This is a genomic window from Cronbergia sp. UHCC 0137 (assembly GCF_034932285.1).
Lineage (GTDB): Bacteria > Cyanobacteriota > Cyanobacteriia > Cyanobacteriales > Nostocaceae > Cronbergia.
The window spans coordinates 158,239-174,470 of sequence record NZ_JAYGHC010000002.1 but is presented as its reverse complement, the minus strand read 5'-3'; the positions used below and the strand labels follow the sequence as shown (position 1 = coordinate 174,470).

The following is a 16,232-nucleotide window of genomic DNA, read 5'->3' as shown; positions in this document are numbered from 1 at the left end:
GACTCCTGACTCCTGACTCCTGACTTCTAGCCCTAACGAAAGGACTTTTTCCGCAAACCCTAGTTAGTATTCAAAGGCTGAAAGTTGCAGACCTGAAACCAGCACTTCAGCCTGATCATACCCAATAAATTTATTTTCGCCAAATCACTAATATCACACCCGTGACAATCAAACCTAATCCAAACACACGGGTCATAGAAATCGGTTCTTTTAAAATAAAATACCCCAATAATACAGAAAATATATAACCAACTGATACGGCCGGAGCAGCAACACTGAGATTAACTCTAGTCAGTAAAAGTATGTAGGCGATCGCCCCAATACCATAACAGCTTAGTCCTAATAATAATTCTGGTATGGTGATCATGTTGAGGATGAGATTAATCATGTTCGCCCCATCAACTTTACCTAATTTGATCGCTCCCATTTTTAAAAAAAATTGTCCAGCAACACTGATGACAACTGAGAAGAGGAGTAAACTAAATTCTTGTATTGACACAGAGATTACCTTTTATGGTTAGAGATACCTATGCAATCAAAACACATATATTTTGTTCACTTCAACCTTTTATCTAGACTACATGAATGATGTTTTTTGTCAATGCGTAAGTCCTATAAAATTTATTTGCCTAAGTAAGATTATTGTGTAAAAAATACAGAAAATGCTGCCATTACTGCGTCTTCTACCTGGCATTTAGTATTATTTCCAACTGCGTAAGTGACGATCAACCAACCACACGACTGGTGCGATCGCCCGCCGGATACGAACAAGTGTACTATAAAGAGAAGAGGAATTAAACGCAGATGTACAAATTATTTTTGTGATGGGTTTAATCAAAAACTGCTGTCATTCTCAATTTTAAACTGAGCGATCGCCTTCCATAACTCCTTAGTGAATTTAATTTCATCGGGATGAATTCTTGTTATTTCTGCTATTCAGAATTGTCAGATTATTTTCTTTATTAAATTTTCAATCAATGTTAGACAAAAATTTATGATCTCTATGCTGATTCAATCTATATCTAGAAGAATTGATAACTACGCAGCAGCTATTCTAAACCAATAAATAAAAGTAGTTCTGTAAACATAGTAAAAAAAAGTTGAGTATACCTTAACTCAAAATCTTGTCAAAAATCTGCTTCTAGATATATTGTTTCGATATTAGAGGACTTATATAGTGGATACAACTGGTCTAAATACAAAAAAACTTGTTAATACCTATACACAAAAAGTGGTTGACATCAGACAAATATCAACAACTATAGCTCGTCGGCGTTATTTTATATTAGGTGTTTCCTGTATAGTGATGTCAGTTACAAGTTTGCTGGCTATTATTACCAAACCTATGTACCAAAGTTCTATGCAGGTGATGGTCAGTTTTAATTTGGATGAAAAATTACTGTCAAATGAAAACCAGGAAAATATAAAAAATGAATTAACCAATTCTCCGATTTTATCTGCAAAGTACATGACTCAGATGAAATTAATGGCGAGTTCAAATCTGATACAAAGGGCTGTAAATTTACTACGATCTAATTATCCTAATATTACTATCGAAGATATTAAGGGTAAAGATGAAGCAGGTAATCCAGTGTCTTTACAGGTAAATCCAATAACCAATTCAGCACAGGGTAATCAAGTATTTATAGTTTCATTTCAAGACCGTGATCCAATCAAAACAAAAAGGGTATTACAAGCATTGCAAAGAGTCTATCAAGACTATAATGTAGAGCAAAAAAAGCAAAATTTGGAACAAGGACTAGGTTTTATTCATGATAGATTGCCCAAGGCAACAAAAGATGCTCTAAAGGCAGAAAAACAATTAGAACTATTTCGTAAAAAGCATAATATAGTTGATCCTGTAGTCCAAAGTAAAATTCTGCTGGAGTCTGTTGCCAATATTCAAAAACAACGGCAAACTACTCGCGCTCAATTACAAGATGTAAAAGCTCGATACGATAACATAGCCCAAAAAGTCGCTTTATCAATTCAAAATGCCCAAGCTGCTGCCAGTTTGAGTAGATCAAGTCGATACCAAGCTTTACTCAGTGAAATTAAGAAAACAGAAATGGCTTTGGTTGAGGCGCGTATACGCTACACCGATCATTATCCTGTGGTCAAAAAGCTAAAAGATCAGTACAAAATTCAAGTGGGATTATTTCAACAGGAGCTAAAAAATCAACTTACTAATATTAATAATCAGGTCAAACCACCGGCAGATTTTGATCCTAAGTTGGTGAATGAATTAAATCAGTTACAAACAACTGCAATTGGATTAATGGCTAATGAGAATAATTTAGCTAAATCTGAACAAAAAATTCATTCGGAGTTAAGCAAATACCCAGCTTTAATAGCGGAGTATAATAATTTGCGAGCAGAGGTAGATATTAATCGCCAAGCTCGTCAGCAAGTGCTTTTATCACAACAGTCTTTAAGTATGAGACTTGCTTTAGCTGGATTCGATTGGCAGGTATTAGAAGAGCCAGATTTAGGGATTTTGATAGGTTATCGTAGATGGTTTTTAATATTAAGTGGGGTGGTAATTAGTCCATTTTTAGGTGTGGCTTCGGCTTTGATATGGGAATGGTTGAATCAAAAAATTGTTTCGCCGCAGGATTTACAAAGCCTAACCAATGTCTTGTTATTGGGATCTGTGCCGAGTTTAAACAAACGGAGTTTTAAGCATAAATTAAAGGAGATATTTGGGTATAGAAAACAGAATTTGAAAACTTCAATTATAGAAACTAGACCTCACTTACCTAACCATGAAACCCTGGATATGATTTACCAAAATATTCAGATTTACCAGGATTCTGCGGATTGTAAGTCTTTGATGTTAACTTCGTGCTTACCTGGAGAAGGTAAAACAACTTTGGCTTTAGGATTGGGTGCTAGTGCAGCTAGAATGCATCAACGGGTATTGATAATTGATGCTAATTTACGTCTAGAAGAACCTTCGTCTTCAAAAAGTTTACATACAATTCTCCAACTCTCAAATGATTGGGGATTGTCTCTTTTATTGGTAGATGATATTAATACTCAGCTTGATCATTATATTCAGCCGATTCACCCTTTGATTGATATCTTGACGGCTGGCCCTACTCCAGAAGATGTGGTGAGTTTGCTCAGTTCTGGAAGGATGAAACAATTAATTGAGACTTTTGAGCAGATATATGATTTGGTGTTAATAGATGCGCCTTCTGTTTTAAATACGGTAGATGCAAGAATTTTGGCTTCTTGTTGTGATGGGGTTGTGTTGGTGGGAGGTGTTGGTAAGGTAACGCCAAAACAACTGATGGAAGCTACGGAAATTTTGAGTAAGTTGAATTTAATTGGTATTGTGGCCAATGAGGCCAATTTTTCTGCTTAAAATTTGAGTTGTTCAGGATTTAGGCAACTGGCATACTAAAGTTTGAGATTGGGAGGCTGACCTAGTAATGAGGAGAATACATTAATGTTGCCTAATACCAATTCTGTGTGAAGTTGCACCAAATCAATACCAAATACTTTGGTGTAGCCAAGAATATTCTTGAAAAGCTCACGCAGAGGCGCAGAGGCGCAAAGAAAAATTTGAAAATCACGACTTTTGCAAGAAGTCTTCTACATACGCGAATAAAGTGCATCCTCTAATTTTGTTTCTTGCTGGCATAATTAGGGAGATGTGGCAACTTCTTGTTTTAAAGAACTGTCTTATCTGAATAGTAGGCGCTTGTTTATTTAACAATGATGATGAAATTCCAACTTTATTTAGGTGCATTATTTTCTTCGTTGAAAGGAAGACATTGGTGGTTAGGTATCTTCTTTTGGTTGGCTTTGATTGCTCCATCTCAAGCTTCTGTAATTTTGCGTGTGGCAATTCAAAGGGAAGTAAATCAAGTTAATGTAGGTGCTTCTACGACTGCTGTGGTAAAAGATAGTAGTGGTAAGACTCTGGGAGAGTTACCAGGGATGAGTGCATTTTCTGCTCAAGCTGTTCCTGGGGGAGTGGCCTTGGATAGGTGGAAGTCTGGTTTATTTTGGATTGAACCAAAGGGTAAGGGTTTCGTCTATATTGGCGATCGCTGGTATCGTGGTAGAACGCTGCTTGTACCCACCCAAAAGGGTTTAACGGCGGTTAATTGGGTGGATTTGGAAGAATATCTCTACAGTGTGTTGGGTGGGGAAATGAGTTCGAGTTGGCCTCAAGAAGCTCTCAAGGCTCAAGCGATCGCTGCTCGTACTTATGCTCTTTTTGAACGAGAGAAACAGCGTAATAACCCTGTGTATGATTTAGGTGATACTCCTGATCGTTGGCAAATTTACAAGGGTGTCAGCAGTGAAGCTCGCAGCATTTACAATGCAGTAGATTCTACGGCCGGCCAAGTTCTCACCCACAATAATAAAATTATTCTCTCTGTCTTTCATGCTTGTTCTGGTGGACATACTGAAAATGTAGAGGATGTTTGGGGAAATGCTCTGCCTTATTTACGTGCTGTCCCAGATTTTGATCAAAATATCAGTGCGTGTAATTGGGTCAGAAGTTTCTCCTCTGGGGAAGTTAGCGCCAAAATTGCTGGAGTGGGTAATGTCACAAACCTAATTCCTGAAACTTTCTCTCCTTTCCGCAGTGTTAAAGCCCTAAAAATTATCGGTGACAAGGGTACTAAGGTACTGGAAGGTGAGGCAGTTCGGACTGCGCTGAAGTTAAAAAGTACCCGTTTTAGCGTGACTAAGGGCGCTGATGGTAATTTTGTTCTGCAAGGATTGGGTCATGGTCATGGTTTAGGTATGAGTCAATGGGGTGCTTATACTTTGGCTCAACGTGGAGCAAACCATCTGCAAATTTTGGGGCATTACTATAAAGGTGTGGCTTTAACCCCGATTCAGGCTAAGTAGATCAGGGGAGGACTCCTTTCGCCTACTTCTCCTGCGCTCCTAACATCTGTAAGAGTTTATCTACATTATCCATATCGCCAACAATACGCCGAGTTGGTTGAGGCCAAACTTTCACTAGGGTAGGAGTTGCAGACACTTGATCTATTTCTGCCTGTTCTGGATGGGTTAAAACATCAATCACTTTTAATGTATAGGTATATTTTAGCGATCGCTCTAATAATTCGTGCAAATTTGTTAAAATCCGTTCAGTGGTAACGCTATGACCAGCTACAAACAAACGCAACACATAACACTGAGTATTAACTACCACAGGTTTATTCATCACCCTTGGTTGATATTGGGGGGCTACATCAGTTAAGTCTAACCGCACAACCAAATCATGGTCTTCCCAAAGTTGGGGAAATGATGAACGATAAGTTGACAATACCATGCGATCGCAAAATCCTTCTTGCCAAGGCGCTGTTTGCCATACTAAATCCCCTGTGCCAAAAACTGCGTTCAATACAGCATGATGCCGAATCACAGCCGGATAAGCTTCGGCAAAAGTTTGGACTTTTTGACTCCGAGGATCTAACCAATGATCAATAGTTGCGCTATAACAAGGTACTAAAAAATGCGGCGGTTCGGATAAATCCAGAATTTCCTGCAAAGCCACACATAAATGTAAATGCCATCGACCCTGCTTACTAGGATCAATACAGTAAATTAAATCTCCTCCAGGTGTAAACAGAGCAATACCTTTAAACAATTGGGGTATAGACACTTTTTCTGTCGTTATTTGATTCACAAACGGCTACGGTGATAGTTAATTTTTCCGTAAAAATTAAAAGGAGTTCAGCAAATCAAACTTCTACATTTCTGAACTCCTCAACCAACATCTTCTAAACTCGACCCCGGAGAAATTGTGCCATTTCGTTAGGAGTCGGTGACATTTCTAAAGCAGTTTCCTCCGTAATTCGTCCGTCTTGGTAAAGATTGAACAATGACTGATTCATCGTTATCATCCCATCATAGCTGGCTTGTTTCATCAATTCGGTGATTTCATCATATTTACCATCTTTGATCCATTCTTTCACTGCCTCATTATTAATTAAGATATCGTGAAAAGCTGCCCTTTTACCATCAGTTGTGCGACACAAACCCTGGGCAATTACTGATACCAAAGATTCAGAAATAGCCACCCGCATTGCGTCCTGCTCTTCACCTGCATACAGATTCAAAATCCGCTCAATTGTTTTTACAGCACTGTTGGTGTGGAGAGTTCCCATCACTAAGTGACCCGTTTGAGCAGCCTTCAAAGCCGTATTCACCGTTTCTTTATCCCGCATTTCCCCCACAATAATTAAATCTGGGTCTTCCCGCAAGGCAGCTTTCAAGGCATTATCAAACTTCCGCGTGTGCATTCCCACTTCCCGTTGTTTGATTAACGATTTACGGCTTTCGTGAACAAATTCAATTGGATCTTCAATTGAGATAATGTGCTTAGGCATTTCTCGGTTAATATAATCAACCATCGCTGCCATTGTCGTTGATTTACCAGAACCAGTTGGTCCAGTCACCAAAATAAAACCTTTGTGGTAATGGCAAATTTCCCGAAATATAGGTGGTAGTTTCAACTGTTCCATAGACAAAATTTTCAATGGAATCAACCGTAATACCATGGCATATCCACGCAAGGAATCAAAAATGTTGATCCGTACACGGGCAAATTCGTACTGAGTTGCACCATCAAATTCTAAGGTGTCTTGAAACCGTTGAATCTCAGCATCAGTCATTATCTCCCGTAACCAACCAATAAAGGTTTCTTTGTCAATTTTTGGATAATCCGTCATCTGGATTTCTCCTCGGTTACGAAACCGTGGTACTTCACCTACTCCTAAGTGAACGTCAGAATATCCCTGATCAAAAGCTTCTTGGACTAGATAGGCTAAGGTCAGGGTCTGAGTCGGACTTTTTGGTGTAGTTGTAGTAATTGGTGGTGGTGGGGGTTGTTGTTGTTTCCCTAAATTTTGGGCTGCAACAGGAGCAGTTTCCGCCGTTGGTAATGCCGCTTTAGCGCGAGGAATCGTTGTTTCTGCCTTAATCGGTGTTTTCACCTCATCAGCCACCGTATTCGCCTTCCTATCGTTGATGTTCGACGGTTGTTGAGCTTGCTGTTGCCTAGAAGCCATTGGTGGTGGTGGTGGCGGTGTTGGTGGTAAATTCCGGGGAGGTGATTCTGCCATATTTTTTACACTTGCAAATCAAAATTATTTAAAATTGTTTAATTCAGTATAACCTTATTTTACACTGACTATTCCTCGATACTTTCTCGTAAATATTGCCCAATAATTCAGTCTTTTTTAACACTATTTTATATTATTTAAAAATTAAGATGTAGTGCTGCTCACCTAAAAAGGGTTGTATAGCAACCGACAAGGTGGTTAGGACATCAATTGTTAGCGCAGCTTGGCGTAAGCCATTGATGAAACTCGTTTCACAACAGGGTTTTAATTCTGACTCCTGACTCCTGACTTCTGACTCCTCCTAATATTTTCAACTATGTCACGGAATTATGAGAAATAATATCAAGTTTGATAAGAAATGTTAAGGTCATTCAAAAATAGGTTCTGGGGATTAATCTATGGCTTGTGTCCTCAAAAGGTTATATTCCTGTAGACAGATGGCGAAACCAAGGTTGCATCTCCAAGCCTAATTGGGCATTACATTCATAATTACAAAAAATAAAGTGTAAAGTTTAGTAAAAAAATGCTCATTTTTCCCCAGGGTTTTATAAGATAGGTTTCATTGAATCACTTTACTCAACTCGCAAATTTATTTATTAAATAGCGAGTAATGTATTTGAAGTTAACCTTTGCTGTGTATTTTAGGAGGAAAAGTCATGGTTTCGGCTCAAAGCTCTAATCTAGGAAAGACGTACTCCTTGTTGATGATTAAAAGCTTTTTAATTTGGACTTTTACATTAGCAGTGTGCTTGCTAGTTGTCGGTTTTCCATTAGTTGTGTTAATGGCTACGGTCGGATGCCTGTTATCAATTGTGTTACAATCTGTGCTGCCTGTTAGTGCTGTACTGCTTGTAGCAGGTTGTCTTGTAATGTTTAATGTGATGGCAGTGTTGATTGTGGCTGGTGTACTAACTGCTAAAGGTATTCATCCTAATGAAGTTAGATGGTTAAATTGGTTGCATGGAGAAGAAGACAAAGCGCATACTTCAGTTTATGCGGCTTGCCCTTTAACTTGCGAAGTTAAATAACGTTAATTTTTCAATTTAACGATTGAACAATTTAACCAACAGTGCATCTGCCCGGTTCAGCCGGGTTTTTTCATGTTCAGCTTTCCCAGTCCCCAGACTTGTGTAAAATCAGTTGCTCAAAAAATATTGCAACTTAATCTGAATATTTGTATTGGGACCTACTACTAAAACGGCTGAGTCGTTAAATTTGGGCGGACCTGTAAGAATTGTGGGGTTGTTGGAAAAACCAAAACCTTCTGTAGGAATGCCGAAAGAATTGCGATTAAGGATACCATCTTCATTGGCATCATGAATAAGGGCAATGGCATAATTACCTGGTTTTAAGTCGCTAAAATCCAGTTTTTGAGGAGTTTCGGTGATTTTCACACACTGAGCTTGTAAGGCATTTTTGTCATTATCAGGGAATCCTTCACTATCAGAAAATATAGTGAAGCAAATTTGTCCTGTTTGGTTTTTAAGTCCATCTACTTCAACGGTCAAATTACTATTGATGATGTTTGCTCTGGTGTTAGCTAAAAATACCAAATTTCCCAAGACCGGCAGCAGCACCATCAGCCCTAAGCTGAAACCTTTGCGTAATCTAATTTTCAACTTTGACTGCATACATTTACTCTGTATTTTATAAAACCTGTTTAAAATATACTCTAAATTAGTGATCATCAACATAGCGATCGCTAAGAGAAATCCATAAAAAAGATGATCCAATTTGTGAAATCAAAGTAGGGCGCTTATTGCAATACGCCCACTGCCTCCTGCCTCCTGCCCCCTACCCCTTCCAATGATTACCATTGACTAAACTCTATTAATTAAAGCATTTACTCTCGTTATTTATGTCGAAATATTAAGGAATATTGCATTTATCCTAAAACTAACAGGTTAAGAGGCAAATCAGCCAAAAGTCCATGATACGATACTTTCGATCAATGTAAAGATTGGGAGAAAACCTTTGACACTACGGGTTGCTGTTGTTGGTTCAGGCCCAGCTGGTTCATCTGCTGCTGAAACACTGGCAAAAGCTGGAATTGAAACTTACCTGATTGAGCGCAAGCTAGATAACGCCAAGCCTTGCGGGGGTGCTATTCCCCTTTGTATGGTGAGTGAATTTGACCTACCACCGGAAATTATCGACCGTCGAGTACGGAAGATGAAAATGATATCACCCTCAAATCGTGAGGTCGATATCAATTTGATTAATGAAGATGAATATATAGGAATGTGCCGCCGTGAGGTTTTGGACAGTTTCTTGCGGAATCGAGCGGCGAAATTAGGTGCAACTTTAATTAATGCCACGGTTCATAAACTCGATATACCAACAAATAACACTGATCCTTATACCATTCATTATGTTGATCATACAGAAGGTGGGTCACAAGGGATTGCTAAAACCTTGAAAGTGGATTTGGTAATTGGGGCTGATGGAGCAAATTCCCGAATTGCGAAAGAGATGGATGCGGGGGATTATAACTATGCGATCGCTTTCCAAGAGCGAATCCGCCTCCCGGCAGAGAAAATGGCATACTACAACGACTTAGCCGAAATGTACGTTGGCGATGACGTTTCCACTGACTTCTACGCTTGGGTTTTCCCCAAATACGATCACGTAGCAGTGGGTACTGGCACAATGCACATTAACAAAGCCAGTATTAAACAATTACAAGCTGGGATTCGCGCCCGGGCGGTAGAAAAACTGGCTGGTGGTCAAATTATCAAAGTAGAAGCCCATCCCATCCCCGAACATCCCCGTCCTCGTCGCGTTGTTGGTCGGATTGCTTTGGTGGGAGATGCGGCCGGTTACGTCACCAAATCTTCTGGTGAAGGTATTTACTTTGCGGCGAAATCTGGACGGATGTGCGCTGAAACCATTGTGGAAACTTCTAACAGTGGGGCGCGGATTCCTACAGAAAAAGACCTCAAAGTTTACATCAAGCGTTGGGATAAAAAATACGGTCTAACCTACAAAGTATTAGATATCCTACAAACCGTATTCTATCGTTCTGATGCTACCCGTGAAGCATTTGTGGAAATGTGTGGCGACATGGATGTTCAAAAACTAACTTTTGATAGTTATTTGTATAAAACCGTAGTTCCTGCTAATCCCATTACCCAATTAAAAATTACTGCCAAAACCATTGGTAGTTTAATTCGCGGTAACGCTCTAGCCCCCTAGAAGACCTGTAACAAGTAGAGATGTTCCAGTGGAATATCTCTACTAAGGATATTGGATGAAATAACCTGTAATTTTCGGTTGTTGTTTTGGTGTATGACAAGAAACCTCAAACAAAGTTTGACACCTTATTAAATCCATGCTCCTAAGTAGTGGGACAAAATTAAATTCATTCGTTGAGAGAGGGAACAGGGAACAGAAAAACCAGTTGTGAAATTAACTCTGTCTCATTACTTGTTTTTTTAGGACTGACCCAAAATATCTCTCAAACTCTTATTTCTCCGCGTCCTCTGCGCCTCTGCGGTATGCGCTGCACGCACGCTACGCGAACGTTTTCCAATTTCCGCGTAAGTCGTAGTTGAGAGCGATCGCACTATCAAGAGAAAATGCGATCGCCTTGAGTCCTAACTAAATAAATGAAACCGATCAATCACCGCAGTTACCAAACGGTGGGTAATAGGCAGACTATCAATCACCATTCCCAAACATAACAGCATCATGTAAGAGATGGAATAGAGGAACAACTCTCTAGCTACAGTGCGATCCTCTGGGTTTTGTAATAAACGCCAAGATTTATGAACAAATATGCCCCCTAAAATCAGAGCGATCGCTGCATAAACAAATCCACTGGCGTGTAGGGGATAAAACAGCAGCACCGTGGCTGTAACTGTAATTACCGTATAGTACCAAATCTGTCGAACAGTGGCCTTGTCACCCACTACCACAGGTAACATTGGAATACCCACCTTGGCATAGTCATCACGAATCATTAAAGCCAAAGCCCAAAAATGGGGGGGTGTCCACAAAAAGACAATGGCAAAAATTAGCCAAGCCGCCCAACTTAGAGTATCCGTCACCGCAGCCCAACCCACCAAAGCGGGGATTGCGCCGGCAGCGCCACCAATCACAATATTTTGGGTGCTGTGACGTTTTAGCCAATGGGTATAGACCAAAATATAAAAGACAATGCCAGAAAAAGCTAAAAATGCTGCCAAAAGATTGGCGAATACTGCTAATAGAGTAAAAGAACTTGCAGCCAGAGCGATCGCAAAAATCAAAGCATCACGAGGCTGGACTTTACCAGAAGGCAAAGGACGATGGCGCGTCCGTTCCATCTCATAATCTATATCTCTGTCGTAGATACAGTTAATTGTCTGGGCGCTGGCAGCAGCCAAAGTACCACCAATCAAAGTAATGACTAACAAAAATGGATTTACTTCTCCCTTTGCCGCAATCCACATACTCCCAGCAGTGGTAATCAACAACAACGGAATAATCCGTGGTTTGGTTAGCTGGTAGTAACTGTGAACAGTTTGGAGAAATGTGTCGTGGTGGCGAGAGACATTAGTCTCAATCATTTTGGCTCTCTTTCCTTATTTTTCAACAAATTAAATAAACCTCATCCAAATTGAAAACCCTTTGCCAGTTTGCTCACGGTTAACAGCACAGGCTTTGATTTGAGAACCTGAATCAATAAACAATTACAGGTTTCAAGGTAGACGCGGTTTATCAGTTTGATCAGCAAGCTCCCGTTTGTAGAATTACTAAACTGAGTAAGCTTTGATTTCTCGGTTAGCAAACCAATCACGTAACGCTAAGACCGTAAAAGCCACCAAAGTACCGAGTAAAGTAGCACCTACGGCTTGATGAGAAACAGTCAGAGGCTCTACTTGTAGATGTAAGCGGTAAGTGGCGACTCCTAGCAGGAGTTGTAAAAACAACAAACCACCAGCCATATTTGCCAATCGGCGTAAAGCAGGGTTTAATGCTGGTGTGCGCCAGGCCATAAATACCAGTGCCAAAATAGCTACTGTGGGCGGCACCAACCCAATAATATGGCTATACATCACCCCACAAAGTTGATCCCCGGCGAAGCATTGGTGTAAAGCCCAGCGAGAACCCACCAAAGCCCCCAGAAGACTTTGTAAATAGACCAAAATAGCTGACGTTAAACCGACCCAAGGTAACTTGCCAACAGTTCCCGTAGCTTGATAGGGGGCGAGCGCTGTGCCGACAATCAGCAGGGTAATAAAAAACAATAGCGCTGTTCCCAAATGGGCGGTAACGATATCAAACCGCAGCAATTGAGTAACAGTGAGTCCTCCTAAGATGCCTTGGAAGACGATTAAAAACAAGGCAAATGTCGATGCCCAAGGTAGCCAGTTGGGTAAAGAACGACGATGCCACCAGGATAAACCAGCAAGAGCGATCGCGCTAAAACCAATCAAAGCCGCATCCAATCTGTGAAACCACTCCAAGAAGACTTGGAAATTCATTTGTTTAGCTGGAACCAATTCCCCATAGCACAAAGGCCAGTCTGGGCAAGCAAGCCCAGCATTCATCACGCGGGTGGCACTGCCTATGGCCATCAAAATCAAGGTGGCTATGCAAATTTTCCACACCAAGCGACGAATTACTTCCTTGGGCTTTTGCTGTAGGGCTGCCGCTTCATTTTGTTGTTGTAGGACACATTCGTTCATTGACGATACCTTCCGCCCGCTTGAGGTAGTGCTTCTTTGTTACTTTAACGATCCAGTCTTATCTCCACCCTAACCGATCAGTTAGAATTTTATAGATTGGCTTTCACTTATACTTTGAATCACTCCAGCTACTTTTCGCTGTAAGATTTAGGTATTTTTTAAGATGTGAATATTGAATAACTGGAAATAAATTACAACTTCCTAAAATTTTCCTTAAATTTCTAGAGTAATTTTGATTTACTCTTGGCGATCGCACCTCAATCCCTTTTACTCAACTTTGGGTAACTAGCCTAAAAAAATTAATAAAAATTTCGGACTCTTAGGCTCAATATCCTATAGTCTGCACTACCTTAGTAAGTGAGTGGTCTGGCAATAACGTAGTCAATTCATTTTTAAGTAAGCCGTGAAAATTCCAAGTTCTATCTGGACGTTACTCATTGGTATTGTGCTAACACTAGCCAGCCTTTGGTACGGACAAAATCATGGGCTGTTGCCTATAGCAGCTTCCGATGAAGCAGGTTTAATAGATGGTTTGTTCAACGCCATGATGACCATTTCTACGGGCATATTCTTGGTTGTTGAAGGTGTTTTAATTTACTGTGCATTCAAATATCGTCGTCGTGCAGGTGACAATGAAGATGGACCACCAATTGAAGGTAATGTGCCTTTAGAAATACTCTGGACGGCGATTCCAGCAGTTATTGTCCTGGGGATTTCTATCTACAGTTTTGAAGTTTACAACGACATCGGTGGTTTTGATCCTCATGCTGCCCATCAAGCACCGATGATGCAAGAATCTATGTCTATGCCGGGAAGTGCTTTTGCTGCCACTTTAAGTAATGACACTCCATCTGGTATGGTAGCCCCTACTATTGGCGCAAGTCCTGACAAGGCTGAAAAATCACCAGATTTAGAGATTGATGTCTCCGCTCTTCAGTATGCTTGGATTTTTACCTATCCAGACACAGAAGTTACTACTGGTGAGTTACACATCCCCGTTGGGCATACAGTAAAAATGAATATGACGGCTAATGATGTTATCCACGCCTTCTGGATACCAGAGTTTCGCCTCAAACAAGATGTAATCCCCGGTAGACAAACAGAAATTAGTTTCACTCCCAGAAAAATGGGTGAGTACACTTTAATTTGTGCTGAACTTTGTGGTCCCTATCATGGCGCTATGAGAACGCAAGTGGTGGTGGAGTCACAGGAAGCTTTTGATAACTGGATGCAGGAACAGCTAATCGCTAGTCATGAAACTCTTAATCAAGCTGTTGCTGTTAACTCTAGCAATTTATCCCCAGATGAATTTCTTGCCCCTTACACTCAACAAATGGGAATCCATTCAGAAATGCTGCATCAGATTCATAATTAATAGAAAGGAAACAGAAAATATTAATTCTTTTCTCTTGTTTCTTTTGCCCTAACTACCAATTTATGTAATTAAGTTCTGAATTTCTGAATTTCAATCTTAAAATTTTGAATTAGAATCCTAAAGTTCTAAATTGCAATCTTGAAGGTCTGAGTTCCAATCCTCAAGTTTTGAATTACAATCCTGAAGTTCCGCATTTTGAAAATGTTGCGAAAAATCAGGTAACTAATCAATGAACAACCATGACACAAGTACAGTTACCAGAAACTCCTAATATCGCTACTCATCTGGAAGAACCAAAAGAACGACATTGGCTCGATTTCTTTACTTTCAGCACCGACCATAAGGTAATTGGGATTCAATACCTTGTTACTTCCTTTATTTTCTACTGCATTGGCGGCGTAATGGCTGACTTGGTGCGGACAGAACTACGCACACCAGATGTAGATTTTGTCACTCCAGAAGTTTATAACAGCCTGTTTACACTCCACGCCACAATCATGATTTTTTTGTGGATTGTTCCAGCCGGGGCGGGATTTGCTAATTATCTGATTCCCCTAATGATTGGGGCTAGAGATATGGCTTTCCCCCGGTTAAATGCTGTAGCTTTTTGGATGATTCCCCCAGCAGGTGTATTGTTAATCGCTAGTTTAGCGGTGGGTGATGCGCCCGATGCCGGTTGGACTTCTTACCCTCCTTTGAGTTTGGTAACAGGCCAGGTGGGTGAGGCCATTTGGATTATGAGTGTGTTGTTGTTGGGTACGTCGTCAATTTTAGGGGCAATCAATTTTATTGTTACTCTCCTGAAAATGCGTATTCCCAGCATGGGTGTCCATCAAATGCCTTTGTTTTGTTGGGCGATGTTTGCGACTTCAGCATTGGTGTTGATCTCTACACCAGTTTTAGCCGGGGCTTTGATTCTTCTGTCCTTTGATTTAGTTGCAGGGACAGCATTTTTTAATCCAACTGGTGGTGGTGATCCGGTGGTTTACCAGCATATGTTCTGGTTTTACTCCCACCCAGCAGTTTACATTATGATTTTGCCCTTTTTTGGCGCAATTTCGGAGATTATCCCGGTTCATTCCCGTAAACCGATATTTGGCTATAAAGCGATCGCCTATTCATCCCTAGCTATTAGTTTCTTAGGGTTAATCGTCTGGGCGCACCATATGTTTACCAGTGGTATTCCCGGTTGGTTGCGGATGTTTTTCATGATTACTACCATGATTATCGCTGTACCCACTGGCATCAAAATTTTTAGCTGGTTGGCAACGATGTGGGGTGGTAAAATTCAACTTAACAGCCCCATGTTATTTGCGATCGGCTTTCTGAGTACCTTTGTGATTGGTGGTATTAGTGGTGTCATGTTGGCCGCAGTCCCCTTTGATATTCACGTCCACGATACATACTTTGTTGTTGCCCATTTACACTATGTTCTTTTTGGCGGTAGTGTATTAGGAATTTTTGCCGCCATTTATCACTGGTTTCCGAAAATGACGGGACGGATGATGAATGAATTTTGGGGTAAGGTTCACTTTGCTTTGACAATTGTGGGTTTAAATATGACGTTTTTACCCATGCACAAATTAGGGTTGATGGGGATGAATCGCCGTATTGCCCAATATGATCCTAAGTTCACGACGTTGAATGAAATCTGTACCTACGGGTCTTATATTCTGGCAGTTTCCACATTACCCTTTTTGATTAATGCCATTTGGAGTTGGTTGTATGGTGAAAAAGCCTCTAATAATCCTTGGCGGGCTTTGACTCTAGAATGGATGACTACTTCACCACCAGCAATTGAAAATTTTGAACAACTCCCAGTTTTAACTACTGGACCCTATGACTATGGTGTACATCAAAGAGATGCTGAACCAGCGTTAAGTATTCAGCCTGATCAGCCTTATCCAACTATTTAGTTAGGTAATGGGTAATGGGTGATGGGTGATGGGTCATGGGTAATGGGTCATGGGTAATGGGTCATGGGTAATGGGTCATGATAACTCCCAAATTCCAAGTTCTAAGTTCCAATCACCAATCACCAATCACCAATCACCAATCCCCAATCCCCAATCCCCAATTCCCAAT

The 16,232-nt window shown here is 40.5% G+C and carries 12 protein-coding genes; 6 read left to right on the top strand and 6 right to left on the bottom strand.

Annotated elements, in window-relative coordinates:
- Positions 1-130 precede the first annotated feature (130 nt).
- The gene (locus VB711_RS01515; protein ID WP_323283902.1) at positions 131-499 is read right to left on the bottom strand and encodes an EamA family transporter; all 369 of its coding nucleotides are present in this window, start codon (positions 497-499) and stop codon (positions 131-133) included.
- Positions 500-1,177: 678 nt separating this feature from the next.
- Between VB711_RS01515 and VB711_RS01510 the strand changes: the two genes are divergently transcribed.
- Both VB711_RS01510 and VB711_RS01505 read left to right on the top strand, forming a co-directional pair.
- Entirely contained in the window at positions 1,178-3,370 is a 2,193-nt protein-coding gene (locus VB711_RS01510) for a polysaccharide biosynthesis tyrosine autokinase (protein ID WP_323283901.1), read from the top strand.
- Between the two features lie 359 nt (positions 3,371-3,729).
- Positions 3,730-4,875: a SpoIID/LytB domain-containing protein gene (locus VB711_RS01505; protein ID WP_323283922.1), complete on the top strand. Its 1,146-nt coding sequence runs from the start codon at positions 3,730-3,732 to the stop codon at positions 4,873-4,875.
- Positions 4,876-4,897: 22 nt separating this feature from the next.
- Here the strand turns inward: VB711_RS01505 and VB711_RS01500 are convergent, their stop codons facing one another.
- A complete protein-coding gene (locus tag VB711_RS01500; protein ID WP_416233545.1) occupies positions 4,898-5,653 on the bottom strand; it encodes a circadian clock KaiB family protein in 756 nt (251 codons plus the stop codon).
- A gap of 103 nt (positions 5,654-5,756) precedes the next feature.
- A complete protein-coding gene (locus tag VB711_RS01495) occupies positions 5,757-7,100 on the bottom strand; it encodes a type IV pilus twitching motility protein PilT (protein WP_323283899.1) in 1,344 nt (447 codons plus the stop codon).
- Between the two features lie 656 nt (positions 7,101-7,756).
- Between VB711_RS01495 and VB711_RS01490 the strand changes: the two genes are divergently transcribed.
- On the top strand, positions 7,757-8,128 hold the full coding sequence (locus VB711_RS01490) for a hypothetical protein (RefSeq protein ID WP_323283898.1): 372 nt from the start codon (positions 7,757-7,759) through the stop codon (positions 8,126-8,128).
- Between the two features lie 108 nt (positions 8,129-8,236).
- Here VB711_RS01490 and VB711_RS01485 read toward each other — a convergent pair whose 3' ends face one another.
- Entirely contained in the window at positions 8,237-8,731 is a 495-nt protein-coding gene (locus tag VB711_RS01485; protein WP_323283897.1) for a DUF2141 domain-containing protein, read from the bottom strand.
- 343 nt (positions 8,732-9,074) lie between these two features.
- On the opposite strand from VB711_RS01485, the gene chlP reads away from it, so the two are divergent.
- A complete protein-coding gene (gene chlP, locus VB711_RS01480; RefSeq protein ID WP_323283896.1) occupies positions 9,075-10,295 on the top strand; it encodes a geranylgeranyl reductase in 1,221 nt (406 codons plus the stop codon).
- Positions 10,296-10,696: 401 nt separating this feature from the next.
- Here chlP and VB711_RS01475 read toward each other — a convergent pair whose 3' ends face one another.
- Both VB711_RS01475 and VB711_RS01470 read right to left on the bottom strand, forming a co-directional pair.
- A complete protein-coding gene (locus VB711_RS01475) occupies positions 10,697-11,650 on the bottom strand; it encodes a heme o synthase (RefSeq protein ID WP_323283895.1) in 954 nt (317 codons plus the stop codon).
- A 186-nt stretch (positions 11,651-11,836) separates the two neighbouring features.
- Positions 11,837-12,772 (bottom strand): heme A synthase, encoded by a 936-nt coding sequence (locus tag VB711_RS01470; protein ID WP_323283894.1) that lies wholly within the window; start codon positions 12,770-12,772, stop codon positions 11,837-11,839.
- A gap of 403 nt (positions 12,773-13,175) precedes the next feature.
- On the opposite strand from VB711_RS01470, the gene VB711_RS01465 reads away from it, so the two are divergent.
- Both VB711_RS01465 and ctaD read left to right on the top strand, forming a co-directional pair.
- Positions 13,176-14,147: a cytochrome c oxidase subunit II gene (locus VB711_RS01465; protein ID WP_323283893.1), complete on the top strand. Its 972-nt coding sequence runs from the start codon at positions 13,176-13,178 to the stop codon at positions 14,145-14,147.
- A 239-nt stretch (positions 14,148-14,386) separates the two neighbouring features.
- The gene (gene ctaD, locus VB711_RS01460; protein ID WP_323283892.1) at positions 14,387-16,063 is read left to right on the top strand and encodes a cytochrome c oxidase subunit I; all 1,677 of its coding nucleotides are present in this window, start codon (positions 14,387-14,389) and stop codon (positions 16,061-16,063) included.
- Positions 16,064-16,232 lie beyond the last annotated feature (169 nt).

Bases quoted from the DNA above. Each gene is read 5' to 3' on its own strand.
- VB711_RS01505 (WP_323283922.1), top strand. From the start codon at position 3,730: ATGAAATTCCAACTTTATTTAGGTGCATTATTTTCTTCGTTGAAAGGA.
- VB711_RS01495 (WP_323283899.1), bottom strand. From the start codon at position 7,100: ATGGCAGAATCACCTCCCCGGAATTTACCACCAACACCGCCACCACCA.
- VB711_RS01490 (WP_323283898.1), top strand. From the start codon at position 7,757: ATGGTTTCGGCTCAAAGCTCTAATCTAGGAAAGACGTACTCCTTGTTG.
- VB711_RS01485 (WP_323283897.1), bottom strand. From the start codon at position 8,731: ATGCAGTCAAAGTTGAAAATTAGATTACGCAAAGGTTTCAGCTTAGGG.
- VB711_RS01475 (WP_323283895.1), bottom strand. From the start codon at position 11,650: ATGATTGAGACTAATGTCTCTCGCCACCACGACACATTTCTCCAAACT.
- VB711_RS01470 (WP_323283894.1), bottom strand. From the start codon at position 12,772: ATGAACGAATGTGTCCTACAACAACAAAATGAAGCGGCAGCCCTACAG.
- ctaD (WP_323283892.1), top strand. From the start codon at position 14,387: ATGACACAAGTACAGTTACCAGAAACTCCTAATATCGCTACTCATCTG.